The 19,241-nt window shown below is 63.6% G+C and carries 8 protein-coding genes; all 8 read right to left on the bottom strand.

Annotation, left to right across the window (positions count from 1 at the left end):
* Positions 1–25: 25 nt before the first annotated feature.
* Complete coding sequence (locus tag KC8_RS03025; RefSeq protein WP_029624472.1) at positions 26–1,462, bottom strand: aldehyde dehydrogenase family protein; 1,437 nt, start codon at positions 1,460–1,462, stop codon at positions 26–28.
* 32 nt (positions 1,463–1,494) lie between these two features.
* Positions 1,495–3,144, bottom strand: a complete 1,650-nt coding sequence (locus KC8_RS03020) for an acetolactate synthase large subunit (protein WP_010125093.1) — start codon at positions 3,142–3,144, stop codon at positions 1,495–1,497.
* Positions 3,145–3,287: 143 nt separating this feature from the next.
* Entirely contained in the window at positions 3,288–4,820 is a 1,533-nt protein-coding gene (cysS, locus tag KC8_RS03015; protein WP_010125094.1) for a cysteine--tRNA ligase, read from the bottom strand.
* Positions 4,821–4,890: 70 nt separating this feature from the next.
* Positions 4,891–11,145, bottom strand: coding sequence for a hypothetical protein (locus KC8_RS20490; protein ID WP_086495514.1), 6,255 nt, complete (start codon positions 11,143–11,145; stop codon positions 4,891–4,893).
* A 53-nt stretch (positions 11,146–11,198) separates the two neighbouring features.
* Entirely contained in the window at positions 11,199–13,025 is a 1,827-nt protein-coding gene (locus KC8_RS03005) for a ShlB/FhaC/HecB family hemolysin secretion/activation protein (RefSeq protein WP_010123563.1), read from the bottom strand.
* Positions 13,026–13,305: 280 nt separating this feature from the next.
* The gene (locus KC8_RS03000; protein WP_010123565.1) at positions 13,306–14,019 is read right to left on the bottom strand and encodes a hypothetical protein; all 714 of its coding nucleotides are present in this window, start codon (positions 14,017–14,019) and stop codon (positions 13,306–13,308) included.
* A gap of 34 nt (positions 14,020–14,053) precedes the next feature.
* Positions 14,054–16,021 (bottom strand): adenylate/guanylate cyclase domain-containing protein, encoded by a 1,968-nt coding sequence (locus KC8_RS02995; protein ID WP_050805348.1) that lies wholly within the window; start codon positions 16,019–16,021, stop codon positions 14,054–14,056.
* A gap of 86 nt (positions 16,022–16,107) precedes the next feature.
* Positions 16,108–19,197 carry a CHAT domain-containing protein gene (locus tag KC8_RS02990; RefSeq protein WP_010123568.1) on the bottom strand — a complete coding sequence of 1,030 codons (3,090 nt, stop codon included), beginning with the start codon at positions 19,195–19,197 and terminating at the stop codon, positions 16,108–16,110.
* Positions 19,198–19,241 lie beyond the last annotated feature (44 nt).

The raw sequence follows: 19,241 nt of genomic DNA, 5'->3' as shown, positions 1-19,241 counted from the left end.
CCCCAAAACGCCAGAATTTGGCGGATTATGGCGCGCGACGGCGGATAACCAGATTCCGGATTTCTGTCATGTCTTCCATCGCGAACCTTATCCCTTCGCGGCCCAGGCCCGAATCCTTCACCCCGCCATAAGGCATATTGTCGACCCGATAGCTGGGGACATCGTTGATCACGACGCCACCGACGTCGAGCCTGTCCCATGCGTCCAGCACCTTGAAGATATCGCGGGTGAAAATCCCGGCCTGAAGGCCGAACTTGCTATCATTGACGATGGCAACGGATTCGTTCCATTCGGAAAAACGAATGAGGAATGCGACCGGCCCGAATGCTTCCTCGATGTTGAGCTTGGTGTCGCGGCCAACATGTTCCAGCAAAGTGGCTTCCAGCATTGCGCCGTCACGCTTGCCGCCGCACAGCAAAGTGGCGCCCTTTGCGGTGGCTTCGCTAATCCAGTCGCTGAGCCGTGCGGCTTCCTTCACATCGATCATAGGGCCGATGAAGGTCTGTTCGCCGTGGGGGTCGCCGGCGATCAAAGTCCTTGTCTTTGCAACCAGCTTGTCGCGGAAGGCGTCATAAACCTTGTCGTGGACGAGGATGCGCTGGACGCCGATGCAGGACTGGCCGGACTGATAGAAGGCGCCGAACACGGTGCGATCGACGGCATCGTCCAGATCGGCATCGGCATCGATGATCACAGCAGCATTGCCGCCAAGTTCGAGCACGACCTTTTTCTTGCCGGCGCGCGCTTTCAGATCCCAGCCCACATCAGGTGACCCGGTGAAGGACAGCAGTTTCAACCGATCGTCGGTGGTGAACAGGTCCGCGCCGTCGCGCGACGCGGGGAGGATCGAGAAGGCGCCGCTCGGCAGGTTGGTTTCGGCGAGCACCTCACCCATGATGATTGCGCCGAGCGGAGTGCGGCTGGCGGGCTTCATCACGAACGGACAGCCGACGGCGATTGCGGGTGCGACTTTGTGGGCGGCGAGGTTGAGTGGAAAGTTGAAAGGCGAAATGAACGAGCAGGGGCCGATCGGCACGCGTTTCCAGATGCCCTGATAGCCCTTCGCCCGCGGACTGATATCGAGCGGTTGGACTTCGCCGGTCATCCGCACGCTTTCTTCGGCGGCGATGCGGAAGGTGTCGATCAGACGACCGACTTCGCCACGGCTGTCGCGGATCGGCTTGCCGGCTTCGACGCACAGCGCATAGGCCAGTTCGTCGGCGCGTTCCTTGAACCGATCGACGCAATGTTGGAGTACGGCCTGCCGTTCATAGGATGCCATTTGCGCCATCGGCTCGGCCGCCTCGACAGCCGCCGCGATCCCCGCCGCAATCGTCGTGGCATCCGCCATCGCCACCCGTGTTGCGATTTCGCCGGTGAACTTGTCCGTCACCGCGAGGTCGGTGTTGGGCATCCGCGCTTCATTGGCGAGGTAGAGCGGGTAGCTGTCCTTGAGCTTCATCATGGCCTCGTTCGTCAACCGGCAGGCGTGGTTCAGACCTTCTTGCTGAGGTCTTTGATGTCCTTGTTCAGGATCTGATCGTTTTCCGAATAATCGACTGGGCAGTCGATCAGGTGTACGCCCGGCGTATCGAGGCATGCGGCGAGCAATTGCGGCAGATGTTCCGCGCTTTCGACCCGATGCCCTTTGGCCCCGTAGGATTCGGCATACTTCACGAAATCGGGGTTGCCATAAGTCAGCCCCCAATCCTCAAACCCCATGTTCGCCTGCTTCCAGCGGATCATGCCGTAGCTGCCGTCATTCAGGATCAGCACGGTGATATTTAGACCCAGCCGGACGGCGGTTTCCATTTCCTGGCTGTTCATCATGAACCCGCCATCGCCACAGATCGCCATCACCTTGCGATCGGGATACACCATCGCCGATGCCATGGCGGATGGCAGCCCTGCGCCCATGGTTGCCAGCGCATTGTCCAGCAGCACCGTATTGGGCTGGCGTGCGCAATAATTGCGCGCAAACCAGATTTTATAGACGCCGTTGTCGAGACAGATGATGCCGTTGGCCGGCATTGCCTTGCGGATTTCGCGGACGAGATAAGGCGGGAAGATCGGGAAACGGGTATCGCCCTCGATCGACGCGGTATGGGCCTGTTCCGCCTTGCGCGCCCGGAGCATGAAATCGAAATCCCAGCTGCCCGATGGCACGACATCGTTCTTCATCTGCCAGAAGGCGTTGGCGATATCGCCGATCACCTCGATCTGGGGAAAATAGACGGGATCGACCTCCGCCGAACGGGTGGAAATGTGGATCACTTCGGTGCCGCCATTCTGCATGAAGAAAGGTGGCTTTTCGATCACGTCATGACCGACATTGACGATCAAATCGGCAGCCTCGACGGCACGATGGACAAAATCACCGGAAGACAGCGCGGCGCAGCCCAGAAACAGCGGGTGATTTTCATCGATCACCCCCTTGCCGAGTTGGGTGGTGAGAAAGGGGATACCGGTTTTTTCGATGAACTGGAGGAGCATCCGGCCGGTGAGTTTGCGATTAGCGCCCGCGCCGATCACCAGGATCGGGGCCTTGGCCCGTTCGATCTTTTCGACAGCCGCGCGCACCGCCTTCGGTTCGGCCGAGGGGCGCCGCGCGAGGCTTGGCTTCAACGGCCGGCTTTCAGTATGCTCGTCGGCGACATCTTCCGGAAATTCGAGGTGCGTCGCGCCCGGCTTTTCCTCTTCGGCCACCCGGATCGCTTCGCGGATGCGGCTGGGGATATTGTCCGCACTTGCCAATTGGTGGGTATATTTGGTGATCGGCCCCATCATCGATACGACATCGAGGATCTGAAAGCGGCCCTGCTTGGATTTCTTGATCGGTTTCTGGCCGGTGACCATCAGGATCGGCATTCCGCCAAGCTGGGCATATGCCGCCGCCGTGACGAGGTTGGTGGCGCCCGGCCCCAATGTCGCCATGCAAACACCAGTCTTGCCGGTATGGCGCCCGTAGGTTGCGGCCATGAAGCCGGCACCCTGTTCATGGCGGGTCAGGATGAGCTTGATCTGTTTCGATCGGCTGAGGCTGTCCAGCATGTCCAGATTTTCCTCGCCGGGGACGCCGAAAATATATTCGACGCCTTCCTGTTCGAGGCACTGAACGAAAAGATCGGACGCCTTTGTTGCCATGTCGCTTCCCCTGACGAAGCACAGGGCACCAGACCGCGGCTTCGGATTTCAGACCAGATCATGCGACCGTTATTATTTCACTGTCTTGGCTACGGCATTTCCGATGCTTGGGATAGGCGTTTTGTAGAGTTGCGCGCCACCGATCAGGCGAGCGCGACCCGCCATTCCCAGCGCAACGGATCGCCGTCCATCAGATCCACGCCCTGGGCCGCCAGGGCATCGCGAATGGCATCGGATTGCGCGAAATCCTTGGCCGCGCGGGCGGCCTGCCGATCGGCAAGACGGGCTTCGATTTCCGTTTCCGTGATCGTGGCGTCGGCGGGACGAATACGCAGGTCCGCGCGTGCCAGGGTCAACAGCCCGAGACCCAGCACGAGATCGAAGGTAGCGACCAGACGCAGCCGGATTTCGGGTGACCAGCCTTTTTTCGCGACCGCTTCCTCGATCAGGGGCAGCGCCTGCGGGATCATCAGATCGGCGGAAACCGCTTCGTCAAATCGGGCGATCAACGCCACGGCATCAGCCGGCAAGCCATGTTCGAGAACGGACCGCTGGTAGGCCAGCGATGCCCCCTTGGTTGCCCCGGCATCGGCCACCACCTGCGCCCAGGGAAGCACACCCGCTTTATCCCGAAGCTGCGCCACCGCGATCAAAAGCCGCTTCAAACGGGTTAGCGCCGCCCCGAGATTTTCAGGCGAAAATTCCAGTTCCGAGCGATAGTGGGCCGACAGGCAGAGCAAGCGATAGGCCAGCGGGTGAACACCGCGATCGACCAGCGATTGCAGGGTCGCAAATCCGCCCTTGGATTTGGACATCTTGCCGCCGCGATCGACCAGAAAATTATTGTGCATCCAGATGTTGGCACCGGTTTCCGCGGTGCCAGTAAAGGCTTGATTCTGGGCGATTTCGTTGCAATGGTGGATTTCGCGATGATCGATCCCACCGGTATGGATATCGAACTGTTCGCCCAGATATTTCATGCTCATCACCGAGCATTCGAGATGCCATCCGGGGGCGCCCACGCCCCAGGGTGATGCCCATTCCATCTGGCGGGTGCTGTCGTCCGGTGATTTGCGCCAGATCGCGAAATCCGCCGCGTTGCGCTTGCCTTCGACGGTTTCGATACGGCCTATCATCTCGTCCGGCCGCGCACCGGCAAGACGGCCATAATCGGGCACCTTGGTTACATCGAAATAGAGGCCGGACGGCAATTCATAGGTGGCGCCCGCGTCATCGATTTCGCGGCCGAATGCGATCATGTCCTGAATATGATCGGTGGCGACGCTCCAGATCGTTGGCGCAAGAATGCCCAGCCGGGCGATATCGGCCTTGAACGCACCGGTGTAGAAGGCGGCGACTTCCCAGATGGTGCGCGCGGCTGCCTTGGCCGCCAGTTCCATCTTGTCGTCGCCTTCATCCGCATCGGATGTCAGATGGCCGACGTCGGTGATGTTGATGACGTGGGTGGCGTTCCAGCCCTTCCAGTTGATCACCCGGCGCAGCGTATCGGTGAAGACGTAGGCCCGCAAATTGCCGAGATGCGCGAAATTATAGACGGTAGGGCCGCACGAATAGAGTTTCGCCATCGCCGGATCGATCGGCGTGAACGTTTCCGTGGCGCGGGTGACGCTGTTGAACAGGACCAGCGGCTGGCCGGCGGGCAGGGTGTGCGGCATGGATCGGATCACCGGAAGGAGAACGGGAATGGCGCTCCTAACGCATCGACCAACGCTGCGCCAATCCCGTTCATTGCAGTTTTGGTTCGACCGGCTGATCGAGATTTTCGTTCCGCGTCCCCGTTACCGGTTCATCCAGATTTTCGTTGCGCGTGCCCGTCACCTGCTGGTTGACCGAAGTGTCGGTCTGGCCAGCCTCATCGGCATCCGCATCGTCCTTGCGCGTGCCCGTCACCTGATCGCGGATGTCGCCGGTAGTATCCTGCCCGCCGGAATCCAGCCACAGCCCTTCGTTGCCGGCCCCCGTTACGGGCTGTTCGATCATCGGTTCCGTCGACAGGCCAGTCAGTTCGGCGAACTGGATAATGGGCGTGTTGAGCGACCGGACAAGGCCGGTTTCACCGTCGAAATCCTCGTCGCCATCACCAAGCGAGGCGATCACGTCCTGCTGCGGCAGGCCGACGGATGGCGGCGTATCCGACCGGCAGCTATCCCCGGTGATGACGCAGCCATTGACGGTCGAGCGCGGATCAAAAACGACGGAGACATTGGCGCCGGGCGAACCCGAACCGCTGTTCGATCCACCGCTGGAACCGACGATCGTCAGCAACGGGATCAGATCCTTGCCGGTGGCGAAGGTGCCGTCGCTGAGTGCCTGGCGGCCATTGATGACGATCTGGATCGGCGCGCCGGTGGCGTTGAGATACACGATGGTGGCGCCGCCGGCGCCAACGGTGAAGCCCGCCCGCTGACCCGAAGGCCGCAAATTCGTGCCGGAATTCTGGATGTAAAGGCCGGTGCGGACGCGAAAATCGATCGCATTGGCCCGCAGGAAGCCTTGCGGGTTTTCGATCCCGTCATTCCTGCCGAGCCGCAAATCGATCGCGTCGACATTGGTAAGGTCCGCAATATCCGACCAGGCCTGTTGCGTGCCGACGAAGATTTTGTCCGCATCCATCACCAGCCGGCCAGCCAGGCCGCCCGCCTGATCGGTCGCGACGATCGACCCGCTGGCGGTGTCGACACGGATCATATTGGTGGCGAAGATCTGGATCGATCCATTGGCGGGGGCATTGGTGAGTGAAACCGCGCCGCCGATCAGCGCATCGCGCCCTGCGTAGAAACTGATCCCGCTGTTCGACCGGACGGCCGACCCCGCCAGCAGGCGAATATCATTGCCGGCGAACAATGCCGCCGTGCCGCCCGCGTTAACCGAACCGCCGTCGAGCACGATATCGCCACCGGTTCCGCTGCCAGCCGTGAGCGTGACGGCCCCATCGGATTGCACCGCTGATCCGCCGAGCACCTGAATATCGCCACCCGCGGTGAACGTCGCGTCCGCGCCGGAACGGGCGAGCGCGCCGGCCTGCAAGGTGATACCGCCGCCGGCAGTCAGCGTGACAGGGCCGGCCGTGTCAACCGAACCGCCGTCGAACAGGATATCGCCACCGGTTCCGGTGCCGGCCACACCCCCGCTGGAGGATGTGCCGCCCAATCCATAAGCGCTGAGGATGAGGCCATTGGCCGGCGTGGCGGTGCCATTTCCGGCCAGCGTAATCGTGCCGCCCGTGGCGTTGCCGCCAGCATCCGGCGTTGATCCGATACTGGATCCGCCCGTGCCGATCGCGGTTGCGGTCAGCGTGTCGGTGACGATCGAACCGGGCTGGCTGGTGGTGGAACCTATGGCGACGAGGATATCGCCGCCGGCGGCAGCACCACCCGGCCCGGAGAAGGATGCGCCTGCGGTGCCATTCGCTTCAAGGATGATTTGCGCGGCGTTGATCGCGCCGCCATCGGCCCGCAGCGTGACCGTGCCGCCCTGGCCTGTGCCGCCGATATCGCCATCAGCCGCCACGCCGTTGGCGTTGAGCGTCGCGATGCCGGCCACCGTCAATGCGCCGCCGTTGCTGACCGTCAGGGTAGCACTGCCCCCTTGTGCCGATGTACCGGGGACGATGCCGTCGGCATTGCCGTTAAGCTGGAGATCCCCGGCAAGGTTGAGGGTCACGCCGTTCAGGACGAGCGACGCATCGCCGCCAATGACCGTCCCGGGCGAGGCTGGCAGCGGCGTGAACGCAAAATTGCTGAACCCGAAGCCGTCGTCATTCGGCAGCAGCATCGCGGCGGCATCGACGATCAGCGTCCCCAGGCCGAAATCGATCGCTGTGCCGCCCGCCGCTTCGAACGCTGCGACGCCGCCCACGACGGACGGGGACGGGCCGGAGCCGGCCCGGCTTTGCGCGCCGCCCGTCAGCAGCAGGGATTGATTGATGGCCAGCGATCCGCCGACGGTTGCGATGCGTGCCGTGCCGCCCTGGGCGTCGCCTGTCTCGACGAAACTGTAGCCGCCACCGCTGGCGAATGCCGTCACGGTCAGATTATCAAAGGTCGCGTCGCTTGCGTCGAGCGTCAATTCGGCCGTGCCGCCCGTCGCCGAACCCGCTTTTCCGACCGCGCCGCCGAACGAACTGCCGGCTGCATCACCCCCCGTCGCACCGGCATCGATACGCGCCGTTACGGTGTTGATACTGCCGCCCGCCAGCATGATGTTCGCCCGGCCGCCGGTGGCGTTGCCGCCGGCCGCCGCGGTGCCGCTGAATTGCGAGCCACCGATGAACCCGCCACTGCCACCAAAACCAGTGGCGGACACCGTGACGTCCGGGCTGGCGAGGCTGCCGCCGCCGGTGATGGCGATCGTGGCGCCGCCGGTTGTTCCGCCATGGCCCCCGCCAAGCGCGTTGCCGCCGGCGCCGGCAGGCCCGTCACCAAAGAAATTTCCACCATGTCCGCCATCGGCATCGGCATGGACGTTCGTGCTGTTCGAAGTCAGCGTGCCGCCATTGATGGTGACGCCGGCCAAGCCGCCCGTCGCATCGCCACCCTTGCCGGCGGCGACAGTGCCCAGCACCGCATCGACGCCACCATCCGCGCCATTGCCGCCGAAACCGCTGGCATCGATAAAGACGGAGGTGGCGTTCAATGATCCCGTGCCGATCACTAGCCGCGCGATGCCGCCGGTGCCCGCACCGCCAGCGCCGCCAATGCCGTAGCCGGATTCGCCGGCAAATCCGCCATAACCCGATACGTCGATCGAAAGATCATCCAATGTCCATGCGGCTGCGCCCGTATCGAGCAGGGCGTTGCCACCTGTGCCGGCGCCAGCATTCCCGATCACGCCGCCGCCGAAATCTGCTATGCGACCACCACTGCCGGAAGCGGTGATGCTGACGGAGCCACCAATGGTGACGGTGCCGCTGCCGGTGCGCATGGCGATGTCACCGCCGGTTCCGTTGCCGCCACGGCCGCCATTGCCCGTGGCGCTGAAGCTGGCAAAACCGATGCCACCACCGCGACCGCCTGCGTTCAGGCGCAAGGCCGAACCAAGATCGATCACGCTGCCTGCCGAACCGGCGGCGATATCGATGCTGATCGTGCCACCCGTTCCAGCGCCGCCCATGCCGGAATAAGCGCCGTCGCCGCCAATGGCATCGACGTCGGCCTCCATCTGATCGGCGGACAGACTGGCGTCACCCGCCAGAGCAAGGACGATTGATCCGCCGCTTGCCGCGCCGCCGTTGACACCGTCGCCGTAATCCGTGCCTTCGCGGTTATTGGCGCCCGCGTTCATCACAAGGTTGCCCGCGACATCCAGCGTGCCGCCGCCATTGACGGTAACGGTGACATCGCCACCCGCCGCCGCCCCGCCGGTGCCTGCGCTCGATCCACCGCGCCCCATGGCGTTGAGTTCGAAATCGCCCGATAAAACCAGGTCCGCGCCCGTCACGGTGAGGGCAACCGTACCGCCTGTGCCGGCGCCACCCACTTCGCCGGGGGCCGTGCGCGGGGTTCCGCCACCTGCGCCGGCTGCCGACAAGGCAAAGAAATTATCGGCGTTAGTGAAGGTGCCGCCGGAGGTTACCAGCATGTCGACACTTCCGCCGCGACCGAAGCCGCCCGTGACGCCGAAGCCGCCATTACCATCGGCACTGATGGTGAGCGGCGAGCCGATATCCAGCGCGCCGCCGTTCAGATGGAGGTTGGCGTTGCCGCCGGTGGCATTGCCGCCGTTGCCGAGCGCGCCAAACTGGGAATTGCCAGTAGATCCGGCCCGGGCATCCGCCCCCAGGGACATGGACGACGCAAATGTGCTGCCGGTCAGCGTGAAGCTGGCGGTGCCGCCAATCGCATTGCCGCCATTGCCCCCGTCGGGGCTGGTGCCGGTGCCATATCCGAATTCGAAGCCGTCGCCGCCATTGCCGCCGCGTCCATGCGCCACGACATCGACGCTGTTGACGTCCAGCGTGCCGCTGTTCGCAAATGTCGCGGTTCCACCCACGCCGTCGCCGCCATTGCCACCAGGCAAGGCAAGCGTGAACGAACCGAGGCCATCGCTGCCGATGCCTGTCGCGCTGACCAGGACATTGCCTGCCGATACTGTTCCGCCCGACTGGCTGTAGCTGGCTGTGCCGCCACGGCCAGCCCCGGCATTGATGCCGATACCGATTCCGTCGGTTCCGTTGCCACCGCCATATCCTTCGGCGGTTATGGAGATGGGACCTTGCGTCGACACGTTCGTCGTCGCGCCGGTGGTGGTGAAGCTGGCATTGCCGCCCGTGCCAATGCCGCCCGTGCCGCCATCGAACCCGCCGCCACCAGTGCCGTTTGCCCGGACGAAGATGCCGTCCGTTATGTTGAGCGTGGAACTGCCAACGGTGATCGATGCAGTGCCGCCGGTGCCGCTGGCGCCAATCATGTCAGCGCCGCCATTGCCCTCTGCACTGACCGTTACCACACCCGCGCTGAGGCTGGCCCCGACCAGCGACACGGACGCGTTGCCGCCCAGTGCGTTGCCGGCAAAGCTAGACGCATCTGCGCGAACGGCGAGCGAAGCGGTTGTGAAACTGGCCCCCGATCCGGCGGTGATGCGCGCGATCCCCCCTTGTGGGGCATCGGGTTGCAGCGTGCTGGCGTCGACCGAAGTAGAACCGGAAACACTAAGCGATGCGTTAGTAGCAAGATCGATCGCAGCGGTGCCGCGGGCAAAATTTCCGAAATCGTCGGTGTTCAATGTCCGAACGCCGAGCATGCCGGTAACGATGATCGATCGGCCCGCCTGCAGATCAACCACCGCGTTGCGACCGGCGTTGACGGTCAGATCGCCGACGAGCGTGAGGTTCCCGCGAACCTGCGCATCGGTGCGGGCGTGGATGGTGGTGCTGGACGAAAATGTGCCGCCGACCAGTGTGGCGTTGGCGCCCACGCCGCTTGCGGGGCCGTTCGTGATGACGCCGGCGGAATCGATATTGGAACCCGCCGACAGAACCACGACGCCATTTTCCACACCGGCACTGCTGGCATCATAGCCGACATTGCCGTTGACCAGCATCGTCACGGCCAGGTTCTTCGGAATGGCGACCATATAAATGGCCTGAGGATCACTGGCGCTGGCAGAAGCCGGGCCGCCCGTGGTGCCGGTATGGTTCAGTGTGACGTCATCGCCCGGAATGCTTCCGTCCACCGCGCTGCCGCTTTGCACCTCGATGCCGAACAGGCCGTTGTTGATGGTGATGCGCGCTTGTTCGGCGGCAACATAAGCAGCCGATCCATCGACGCGGACAGAGCCGCTTTGGGTCACGCGTGGGGCCACCATCGCGATATAGGAACTGATGCCGAGCGAGGAATCATATTGCGCGTCGATCGTCGCGCCGGCGATGGTGATCGCGGAGCGACTATTGTCAGCCGAGCCGAAGTTATAAACGCCGTTGCCCGTCAGGAAATCAGAATCGCTGATCGCCCGCGTGGTCAACAAAAGGCTGCCGACGTTCAGCGATGCCGAAGATCCGAGGATCAGGCCGTCGGGGCTGTAGAACCATACCGCGCCACCACGCACGCCACCGCTGATCGATGATCCGATATAGCTGTTGGTCGTGCCGTTCAGCAGGACAGAACGCCCCGTCGCGGCACCGGTGGGGAGGATGCGGTTCAGAACTGTATAATCGCTGCCCGTGCTTTCGAAATTCGTGGTTCGGCCTGGGGCTTGAAACTGGATGGGGGTGGTGCCGGCGGATGTGTCGTTTGGCTGCCAGTTGATGATGGCGGTGGGTGCGGTGACGGTGACGGTGGTCAGCCCAGGGACGCTGTTGTTGACGGTGGCGCCCGTCGACCCCGGCAATACGGTGCCCAGATAGGATTGCGCCGACGCCGGCGACTGAAACGCCGGCGACTGGCCGAGCGCGACCATCGCAGCGGCGAGCGCACAGCTGGAAAGGAGCGGGCGGCGCGATCGCCGGGGCGATTCTTGCGGTGCGATACCGATGCCGGACATACTCAACCCCTCAACCTGTCAATATTGGTACGATTTTGCCGTCTGCGCCGCCGTTACCGGTTCCAGGGAAAAAGCCTGGTGGTCAGCGAAACGAGCAGCCGGGTATCGGGCCTGCGCATCACTTCGCCGGTGCTGGTGCTCATCGGTATTTTTTGCAGTGGCTTGGCCAGCGTCACATCAAACCGGGCATGATCGCCATAAACCAGCCGTACGCCGCCGCCCGCCGACGACAATTCCTGCGGATCGGCGACAAGCGGTGTCACCGGCGAACGGCGATTCCACAGCCACGCCTTGTCGAAGAACACGAACGGCTGGAACGCCAGATCATCGCGGGAGTTGGGGGACATCCGTCCGACGCGCATCTCCGCCTGGAAACCGACACCGCTGTCGCCCGTTCGCGCGCCGGGATCATAGCCCCGCCCGATCGTATAATTGCCGCCGGAAAACTCCTCATAACTGAGGAGGGCGCTGCGCGTATATTGGGCGCGCGGCGCAAGGGTGAAGGCGATGGTAGGACGCGGACGAAATTCGCCGATCCCGCTGAAACGCACCAGGGATGCGGTGGGATCGGCTTCCACCTTGCTGGGGGCAATCGTGCCACTGGCAAAGCAGGCGAGGTAGGGCGATGGCCCGCAGCCATCGGTGGCCCCGAACACGTCTATTCCGTGCCGGTATTCAAACGACCCGGCCAAACGCCAGCGCGGTTCGGCCACGTTGAAACCAGCCACGCTCATCAGGCTTTCCCGATCGGCCATGTCGAAATCGGCGCGTCCGTACAGAACACGCAACCGATCCCGCGTCAGCGGCTGGAAACCGCTGCTGCTGCCGAAACGGACATCCTGATCGATATAGTCAAAGCCGATTGCGGCGCGAAGGTTCATTGTTTGGCGACGCACCACCGGATAAGCGAGTTCGACCCCAGCCAGCAATGTTTCCGATTTCACCCGCCCATTGCCGGGATCGCCCAGATCGGGTTCTGACCATGCGTAAGTGAAACGTCCGCCCAGCGTCATCCCTTCGCTGCCGATCCGCATATCGTAGCCGAGTTGCAGTACACGCTGTTCGTCAAATTCGGGTGTCGCAAAGAAACCGATGGTTGCGCGGTCGCCAAGGCCCAGCAGGTCGTAAACCTCGCCACGGACCTGACCGCCCCACCGGCCGACTTCATGCGAACCGAAATTCTGGACGCTGGCATCGATTACGAACGGTGTCTTCTGGACGGATACCTCGCCGATCACTTCGCCCGGCGCGGTGCCAGCCGGGCGCAGCAGCAGGCGAACGTCGAAACCCGGCAGGTCGCGGGCAAGGAGCAGATAGCGTTCCGCCTCCTTTTCGTTGAAGACTTCCCGTCCCTTGATTTCGTTCAGATACCCGGCAATCAGCTGCTCCGCGCGGCCGGCATCACCGCGAACCTGAATGGCGACCAGCTTGGCCATCAGGACATCAAAATGAACCACACCATTTTCGATGCGCTGGGCCGGCACCTGAACCGCGGCGAGATAGCCGGCGCGGCGCAGGATCGTGGCGGCCGCGTCGCGAATTTCGCAAACGGTGGCGATCGGCACGGTGCGCCCGATATAGGCTTCGAACGCCGGACGCAGCGTAGCCGGTTCGACCGCGCGCAGATTATCGAACTGCACGTCCGACAGGGTGACGGTGATATCCTTGAAGCGTTCGTCGGCAAGCGGGCAGGGGGCGCGTTCGATGCCGCCTTGCACCGTAAGCCGCGGCGCGGTTTGCGGTGCGGGCGCGAGCGGCTTGCGTTCGATTTCCTCGCGGGTTGGCGCGCCGCCAACAGCAACCTGAGCTGCCAACGGTGTGCCCGTCGCGAACATGGAAAGTGCCAGCAGCGAAACAGTCGACCGGGCCAGTGATTTCATATGTGCGCCCCCTCGCGCCCTTATTCTGTCATGCGCCACCTTTCGGGTGGCGCCCCGCAGCCGGTGGCATCGCTATCCGGTTACCCAAAAATATCATCGGAAATTCGGGAGTGGGCCGGGCAGCGAAAACATCGATACGGTTCATCTATGCCGGATCAACCGGCCGATCTGTCATGTGCATCACCGCGACCCAGGGATGCCGCGACCGGGGGTTGGCCCCCGTGCCGCATGGCCATTCGGCTACCAGCCAAATTCTAACGGTTCAAGCCGTAACAGGCGGTTAACCACCGGGTTTGCTGGCGCCATCGGGGATCGCCACGGTTTCGATCAGCAGATCGAGCTGGGCGGTGCATCCACGGGTGATTAGCTTGGACGCCATGTCCTCCAGTCCCGACGTCGTGGGGCCGAGCAGGGCGAACCGCAATTCGGTGGGAGCGGCCTGGCCCTCCCATGTGACGCGATATTGCGCGCCATCCGTGACGGGCAGGGACGCCGGCCACGGCCGCTTCGACTGGCCTTGCAGCCACTGCACCGTTTCCGTCCGGTCGCTGCCGACCTGGGCCAGCGTGGCGGTCGTCATCGGGCCGCCTTCGGGGCGCCACAGGGTGACTGCCGACGGATCGGCCACGCAGACGGTGGCCGAGCGTTCGGCGTCGACGAACCAGATGTTCGGGCTACGGCCCGATGCGGCAGGCGGAGCCGCCGGCTGTACGCCGCGGGTCGCCCCCGGGCGGGCGCGGCGACTGGAAACCTGCGCAAAGGTTTCGCGGGAATCGCTGGCCTGATTGGACGGCAGGGTCGGGCTGAAAATTCCGGGTCCCTTCAATGTGCGGGTACCACGGCTGTCGAGAATGACCACCTGATCGCCGGCCTTCAGCGCGATCTTGCTGCTGTCGGCCAGTTGCTTGCCGGCGGGATAGCTCTTGGCGGATGGCCCGCTGGAGCGGACGACCAGCGTGGCGGCCGATGCCCCGACGCTGACGGTTGCAATCATCAACGCAGCAACGGCTGCCGCTGGCTTCCCAAGATCAATCCAAGACAAAGCTACCTCCCGGTCCCACTGTTCGCAGACGGTACACCAGATTGGCGATGGCCGCATCCTCCGGGTGCTCTGCTGCATATGCTTCCAGCTCTTCAAGAGCCTGAAAATCTCCTTCGTCGAATTGCGCGACCAACGCTGTGAGACGGGTCACATCTTCGATCGGAAGATGAGGCACCGGTTCATATACGGCGAAGGGGGTCGATCGACCGCGCACAGCGACGCGGCCCATCGGACGAAAATGTGCAAATGTCGATCGGGTGACGACGGTTTCGCTGACCAGAATGGTGGTCTTGAGCTGCTTGTTCGCGCTCTCCAGCCGGGCGGCGGTATTCATGCTGTCGCCCAGCGCGGTATATTGAATACGACCATCGCCGCCGAAATTGCCCACGATCGCCTCGCCGAAATGCAACCCGACCCGGGTGCAGCCGATCGGCGGCACGCCCTGGGGAGCACTGCGCCGAAATGCTTCACCGGCTTCGTACATGGCAAGCGCGGCCGCCGTCGCGCGGTCGGGATCGTCGGGCCGGGCAATGGGGGCGCCCCAGAAGGCGACCACGGCATCGCCGACGAACTTGTCGATGGTGCCGCCGTGGCGCAGCACGGTTTCGCTCAGCATGTCCAGGTAGCGATTGAGCAGGAAGGCCACCATTTCCGGCGCGATCGCGTGGCTGAGTTTGGTGAAGCCTTCGAGATCGGTGAACAGCGCATAGATTTCACGCTTTTCACCATGCAGCGCCAGCCGGTCGGGATCGCGCATGATGAGATTGGCGACATCGCGGGGAAGATATTTGCCGAGCGCGGATTGGGCAAAACGGCGCTGTTCCGACCCGACCGCCCGTGCCGCCGTGCCGACCGCGGCAAAGGCGAGGAACCATCCCGCGATCCAGCCGAACACCGGCAGGAACTGGGTGTCCACATTCTGTGCCTGGGCCAGATAGGGAATGGTGAGGATCAACGCGATCTGGGCAATCAAAATCAAGCCGAGCAGCCAGGGGCGGACGTCGAGCATGCTGGTCAGCGCGCCGGCGATGATCACCAGGATCGCCGCAGTCCACAACAGCCAGCCGGGCACGGCCTTGAACATCGCGCCGTCAAGCAATTGCGCCAGCATATGGGCATGCACTTCCAGCCCGATCGTCGTGCCGCCATCGGTGCGTGTGGAGGGCGTTTCGAACTGGTCGACATCGAAAATATCGCCACCGATCAGCACATAACGGCCGGCAATCTGGTCGCGCAGCGCATCGGCTGGAAAATCCCCGGTGAAAAGCTGGATCGGCAGCTTTGCGAAAACCGGGCGTTCGGCATCAACCGGCGCGCGAAACCGGATGGCGCCGGTATATTGGCGAAATTCGGGGTGCACCGCCGTCATGGCATTGACCAGAAGCGGGGGCAGGTTGGCGGGCTGATGCGGCCAGCTGCGGATCACATTATCGGTGCGGTCCTGTTCGAGCAGCACACTGGCGGGCTTCACCGCGCCACCGGCAATCGATTGCTGAAACGCGCGCAGAAATTCCTCCTGCCCGAATTCGACGAAATCGGGATTGGTTTCCGCCGATACGAAGGCAAGGTAGGTCGGCGTGCGCAGTGCCTTGAACGCATCGACCAGTTGAGCATCCTCGGGCGTTGCCTGGTCGATCAGGATATCGATCCCGATGGCCTTTGCGCCAAGGGCATCGAGTTTGGCGAGCGCCTTGGCCAGCGTTACACGGTCGAGCGGCGAACGGCGCCCCGTTTCGATCAGCGTCTGATCGTTGAACACGACCATGACGATCCGGCTGTCCTGTTCGATCTTTGGCGCGGTCGCCGTCGCGCGCAGATCGTAGAGCATGCGTTCGATATCGGCGGCAACCGGCACCCGTTCCCAGCTGTATCGGGCGATGAACAGGGCAAGCGCGAGGAACAGCAGGGTGACGGCCAGCCGCCATGGGCCGATACGGCGAAGGGAACGGCGCATGCGCACGCCAAGGCTGGCCGCAGAGCGTGTCAGCCTTTCGCCTGCATCAATGGGCGGTTCACCGTCTGCCGTTGCCATCGCCTGTGTCAGCGATGCTTCAGCACAGGCTGTGCGCCATCGCCGATGATCACGAAATCGGACCAGTAATAAGGGTGCGAGGTCGGGGCGTCGTCCATCAGCATCAACTGACCGGTACGCAGCGCGCCGGCAACCGACGTGCCCGGCTTGGCTTCGTACAGGCTGGCGATCAGGCGTTCGGTTGCCTTGAAATCATCGGGCGCCGGCCAATGGCTGGCGAGCACCGAACGGCCGCCAGCACCAATGAAGGCGCGGACCAGCCCGTCGAGCGCGTTGCCGCCGCCGCTGGTGATGCCGGCTTCGCGGGTCGCCGCGACGGTGGCCTTGCCCGCCGTATCGCAGGCGGAAAGGATCACGAGATCGGCATCGAGCCGCAGATCGTAAATTTCCTTGAAGGTCAAAAGACCGTCCGACTGCGCCCCCCCGAACGACGTGAGGAGCGCCGGGCGGGCCGGGCATTCCGGGCGTGGCGCAGTGACCAGGCCGTGGGTGGCGAAATGCAGGATGCGATATTGGTTCAGGTCCGGCTTGGTCATCACCGCCGTGTCGGTGAAGTCCGCACCCGTGATCACCGCCGAATTGCCGCCCCCGATAATCGTCTGGGCGGTTTTCAGTTCGGTGGCCTGAATAGGGCTGTTCCATGCGGCGAGCGGCCAATCGCAATCGATCGCGCCGGTGGATGAAACGCCGCGGCTCGACGTCAGCTGAACGAAGGGAGAGACCGGCGCATTCTGGCCGAGACCAAGAAATTCGTGCTTCGCCGCCGATGGCGCGGCACCGCGCACATCCCGGAAGGCGCGGGCGGATACCGCCGTGCTGATATCGGCCTTGCGGGCCAGCCAGGCCACGCCGCGGAAATCAAAATCGTCCGCCTTGGGCTTTTTCAGGCGGGCATAATAAGCGTCGACCCCGGCCTGATCGGTGACGAGCAATGCGGGGGGAAGGCGCAGCATCCCGCCGGCCGGCTCGAAAATGAGATGGCCCACACCGTTCAGGCGATCGCCGATCGGGGCGAGCAGATCGACATAGAGTTCCCGCGCCAGCCTGAGATTGAAGGGGTATGTCAGGCGTTCGCCATTTTCCTCGACGGAGATGGTGTCGCGCAGCGCATCGACCTTGCGGTCGAGATCGGCCGCGCTGATGTTGGCGCGATAGGCCGTGGCCGTATCCGGGGTCGCCCAGATGCCGTAGATCGCGTTGCTGACCAGAACGAGCTTCAGATAGCCTTCGCCCGGCCGCAGCGCCTTTTGCAGATCGCCCAGGGCCATCGCCTGCGTCGAAACTGCACGATAGCGCGGATATTGGCCAAGTTTGGATTGGGTGGCGACCTGATCCGTTTCCAGTCCGCGCAGGCTTTGCCGCAGTGCCGTCATGCGGGCCTGATCGTCCGCATTGGGGGATGGCAGGGCATCCAGCCGTGCAAGTTCGATCCGCGATCGTTCGATATCGCGGGTCAGCGTCACCGACTGGCGGAACAATCTGGCGGCTTCGTCGCTGCCCCCGCTCAATTCGCGGGCGAGCACGGCCTGTGTGTCCGCAACCCCGGGGCGAACCAGGGTTTCGCTGGCAAGGAAGAAATCCTGCACCAGCGAAGGCTGCCGGGGCATCAGCCGGGTCAGCAAGGCGAAATAGGGCGCGATAAGATTTTCGAACCCGGCTGTCGTCGTGCCGATATCCGTTACCGAGCGGATCACATCGCGGTACAGGTTCAACGCCGCCTGATCCTGCCCCCGCCGGGAAAGATAAGCGGCGAGCCGGGCCTTGGCCGCGGCAACGGCGACCGAACGGGGATATTCGCCTTCCAGCAGGGCCAGCCCATTGCGCAGCAGCGCTTCTGCTTCACCCTGGTTGCCGGAGGATTCGGCGATCGCCGATAGTTCGGCCATGGTTTGTGCCCGCAGGCGGGTGATCGACGTGACACGGCCGCCGCGGATCGCCATCAACTGATCGAGCGTGCTGGTCAGCGCCGCGCGGGCCGGGACCGCCTTTCCTTCAAGCCGCAGCACCGTGCCGCGCAATTGCAACGCCTGGGCGTCGAGGATCGCGGCCTTTTCCTCTTCGGTCAGCGAGGTTGTTTCCGTGCCGCCCAATTGCCGGATGAGGGGGGCCGAACTGTTCAGGCCGGCGGCGACATCGGCATCGATCACCCCGGCGGCAGCAGGCCCGCCCACAATTCCGATGGCGGCGAGCTTGCGATCCAGTTCGGCCGTCGCATCGTCCAGTTTGCGTTGGTTGATCAGGTGCATGACCGTGAAGTTTCGCCGCAGCCGAAGCTGAACCGGATCCGCCGTCGGGATCAGGCTGGCTTGCTGGAACAGGGCCTCCGCCTCGCTGAACTCGCCAAGATTCGATCGTTGGAGCGCGCGGTTGACGACATATTCGCCCAGGGCGGCCTGACTGACCTTGCCGCCTTCGGCGCGCTGCAACAGCGTATCGAAAAATTCGGCGGCTTCGGCATAAGAGCCGCTATTGTTGCGGCGATAGCCTTCCGCGAGCGCCGTATCGATATCCAGCGAGCCGGCCTGAACACGGGCGAAAGCGGCGGGATCGGATACGGCGGTTGTCGCCACATCGACGGTGCCTTCGATCATCCGGTCGGTGGCGATGGTGCGCAGCGCCAGCGTCAGCGCGCTATCGTAACCGGCCAGCCCTTCGGCAACGTACAGCGTCTTGCCGCGCTGGACGGAATATACCCGGTAATCGACATCATTGCCCTTCAGATCGCAATCGGTGACGGTGACATCACCGATATCGGGCAGCGATGCCCGGCCGGTGGGGGCGGTGCACGTCGTGATGCCGGCGCGGATCGCCTGAAGCCGCGCGGAAGGGTCGTTTGCGCCGGCGCGCAAGGCGTAAACCCGGCCGACCGGCGTTGCGGCATCGCGGCATACGATCGCATAGCTCCGATCGAACATGCCGGTGATCGCTGGGTCGAGCGACGAGGACTGGACCTGACAGAGCACGCCTTGCTGGCCGCCGAGACGAAAGCTGTCCTGCAGGCTGGGACGATCATCGTTCGCAGCCATCGCGGCGAACGGAAAAGCCACCAACGCCACCCCCGTGGCAAGGATGGCCCGGAATCCCTTGAAGCTGCGCACACTCGTCTCCCCCACCCACGCGTCACGGTCGCCTGCCAGCCTGC

Source organism: Sphingomonas sp. KC8 (assembly GCF_002151445.1).
In the GTDB taxonomy this organism is placed as follows: domain Bacteria; phylum Pseudomonadota; class Alphaproteobacteria; order Sphingomonadales; family Sphingomonadaceae; genus Sphingomonas_E.
The sequence above is the reverse complement of the archived record's forward strand: the minus strand, read 5'-3'. Positions and strand labels throughout refer to the sequence as shown.

What these genes read in the sequence shown, in the direction of transcription:
- KC8_RS03000 (WP_010123565.1), bottom strand. Translation starts at nt 14,019, where the DNA reads ATGATTGCAACCGTCAGCGTCGGGGCATCGGCCGCCACGCTGGTCGTC.
- KC8_RS03020 (WP_010125093.1), bottom strand. Translation starts at nt 3,144, where the DNA reads ATGGCAACAAAGGCGTCCGATCTTTTCGTTCAGTGCCTCGAACAGGAA.
- cysS (WP_010125094.1), bottom strand. Translation starts at nt 4,820, where the DNA reads ATGCCGCACACCCTGCCCGCCGGCCAGCCGCTGGTCCTGTTCAACAGC.
- KC8_RS03005 (WP_010123563.1), bottom strand. Translation starts at nt 13,025, where the DNA reads ATGAAATCACTGGCCCGGTCGACTGTTTCGCTGCTGGCACTTTCCATG.
- KC8_RS03025 (WP_029624472.1), bottom strand. Translation starts at nt 1,462, where the DNA reads ATGAAGCTCAAGGACAGCTACCCGCTCTACCTCGCCAATGAAGCGCGG.
- KC8_RS20490 (WP_086495514.1), bottom strand. Translation starts at nt 11,145, where the DNA reads ATGTCCGGCATCGGTATCGCACCGCAAGAATCGCCCCGGCGATCGCGC.
- KC8_RS02995 (WP_050805348.1), bottom strand. Translation starts at nt 16,021, where the DNA reads ATGCGCCGTTCCCTTCGCCGTATCGGCCCATGGCGGCTGGCCGTCACC.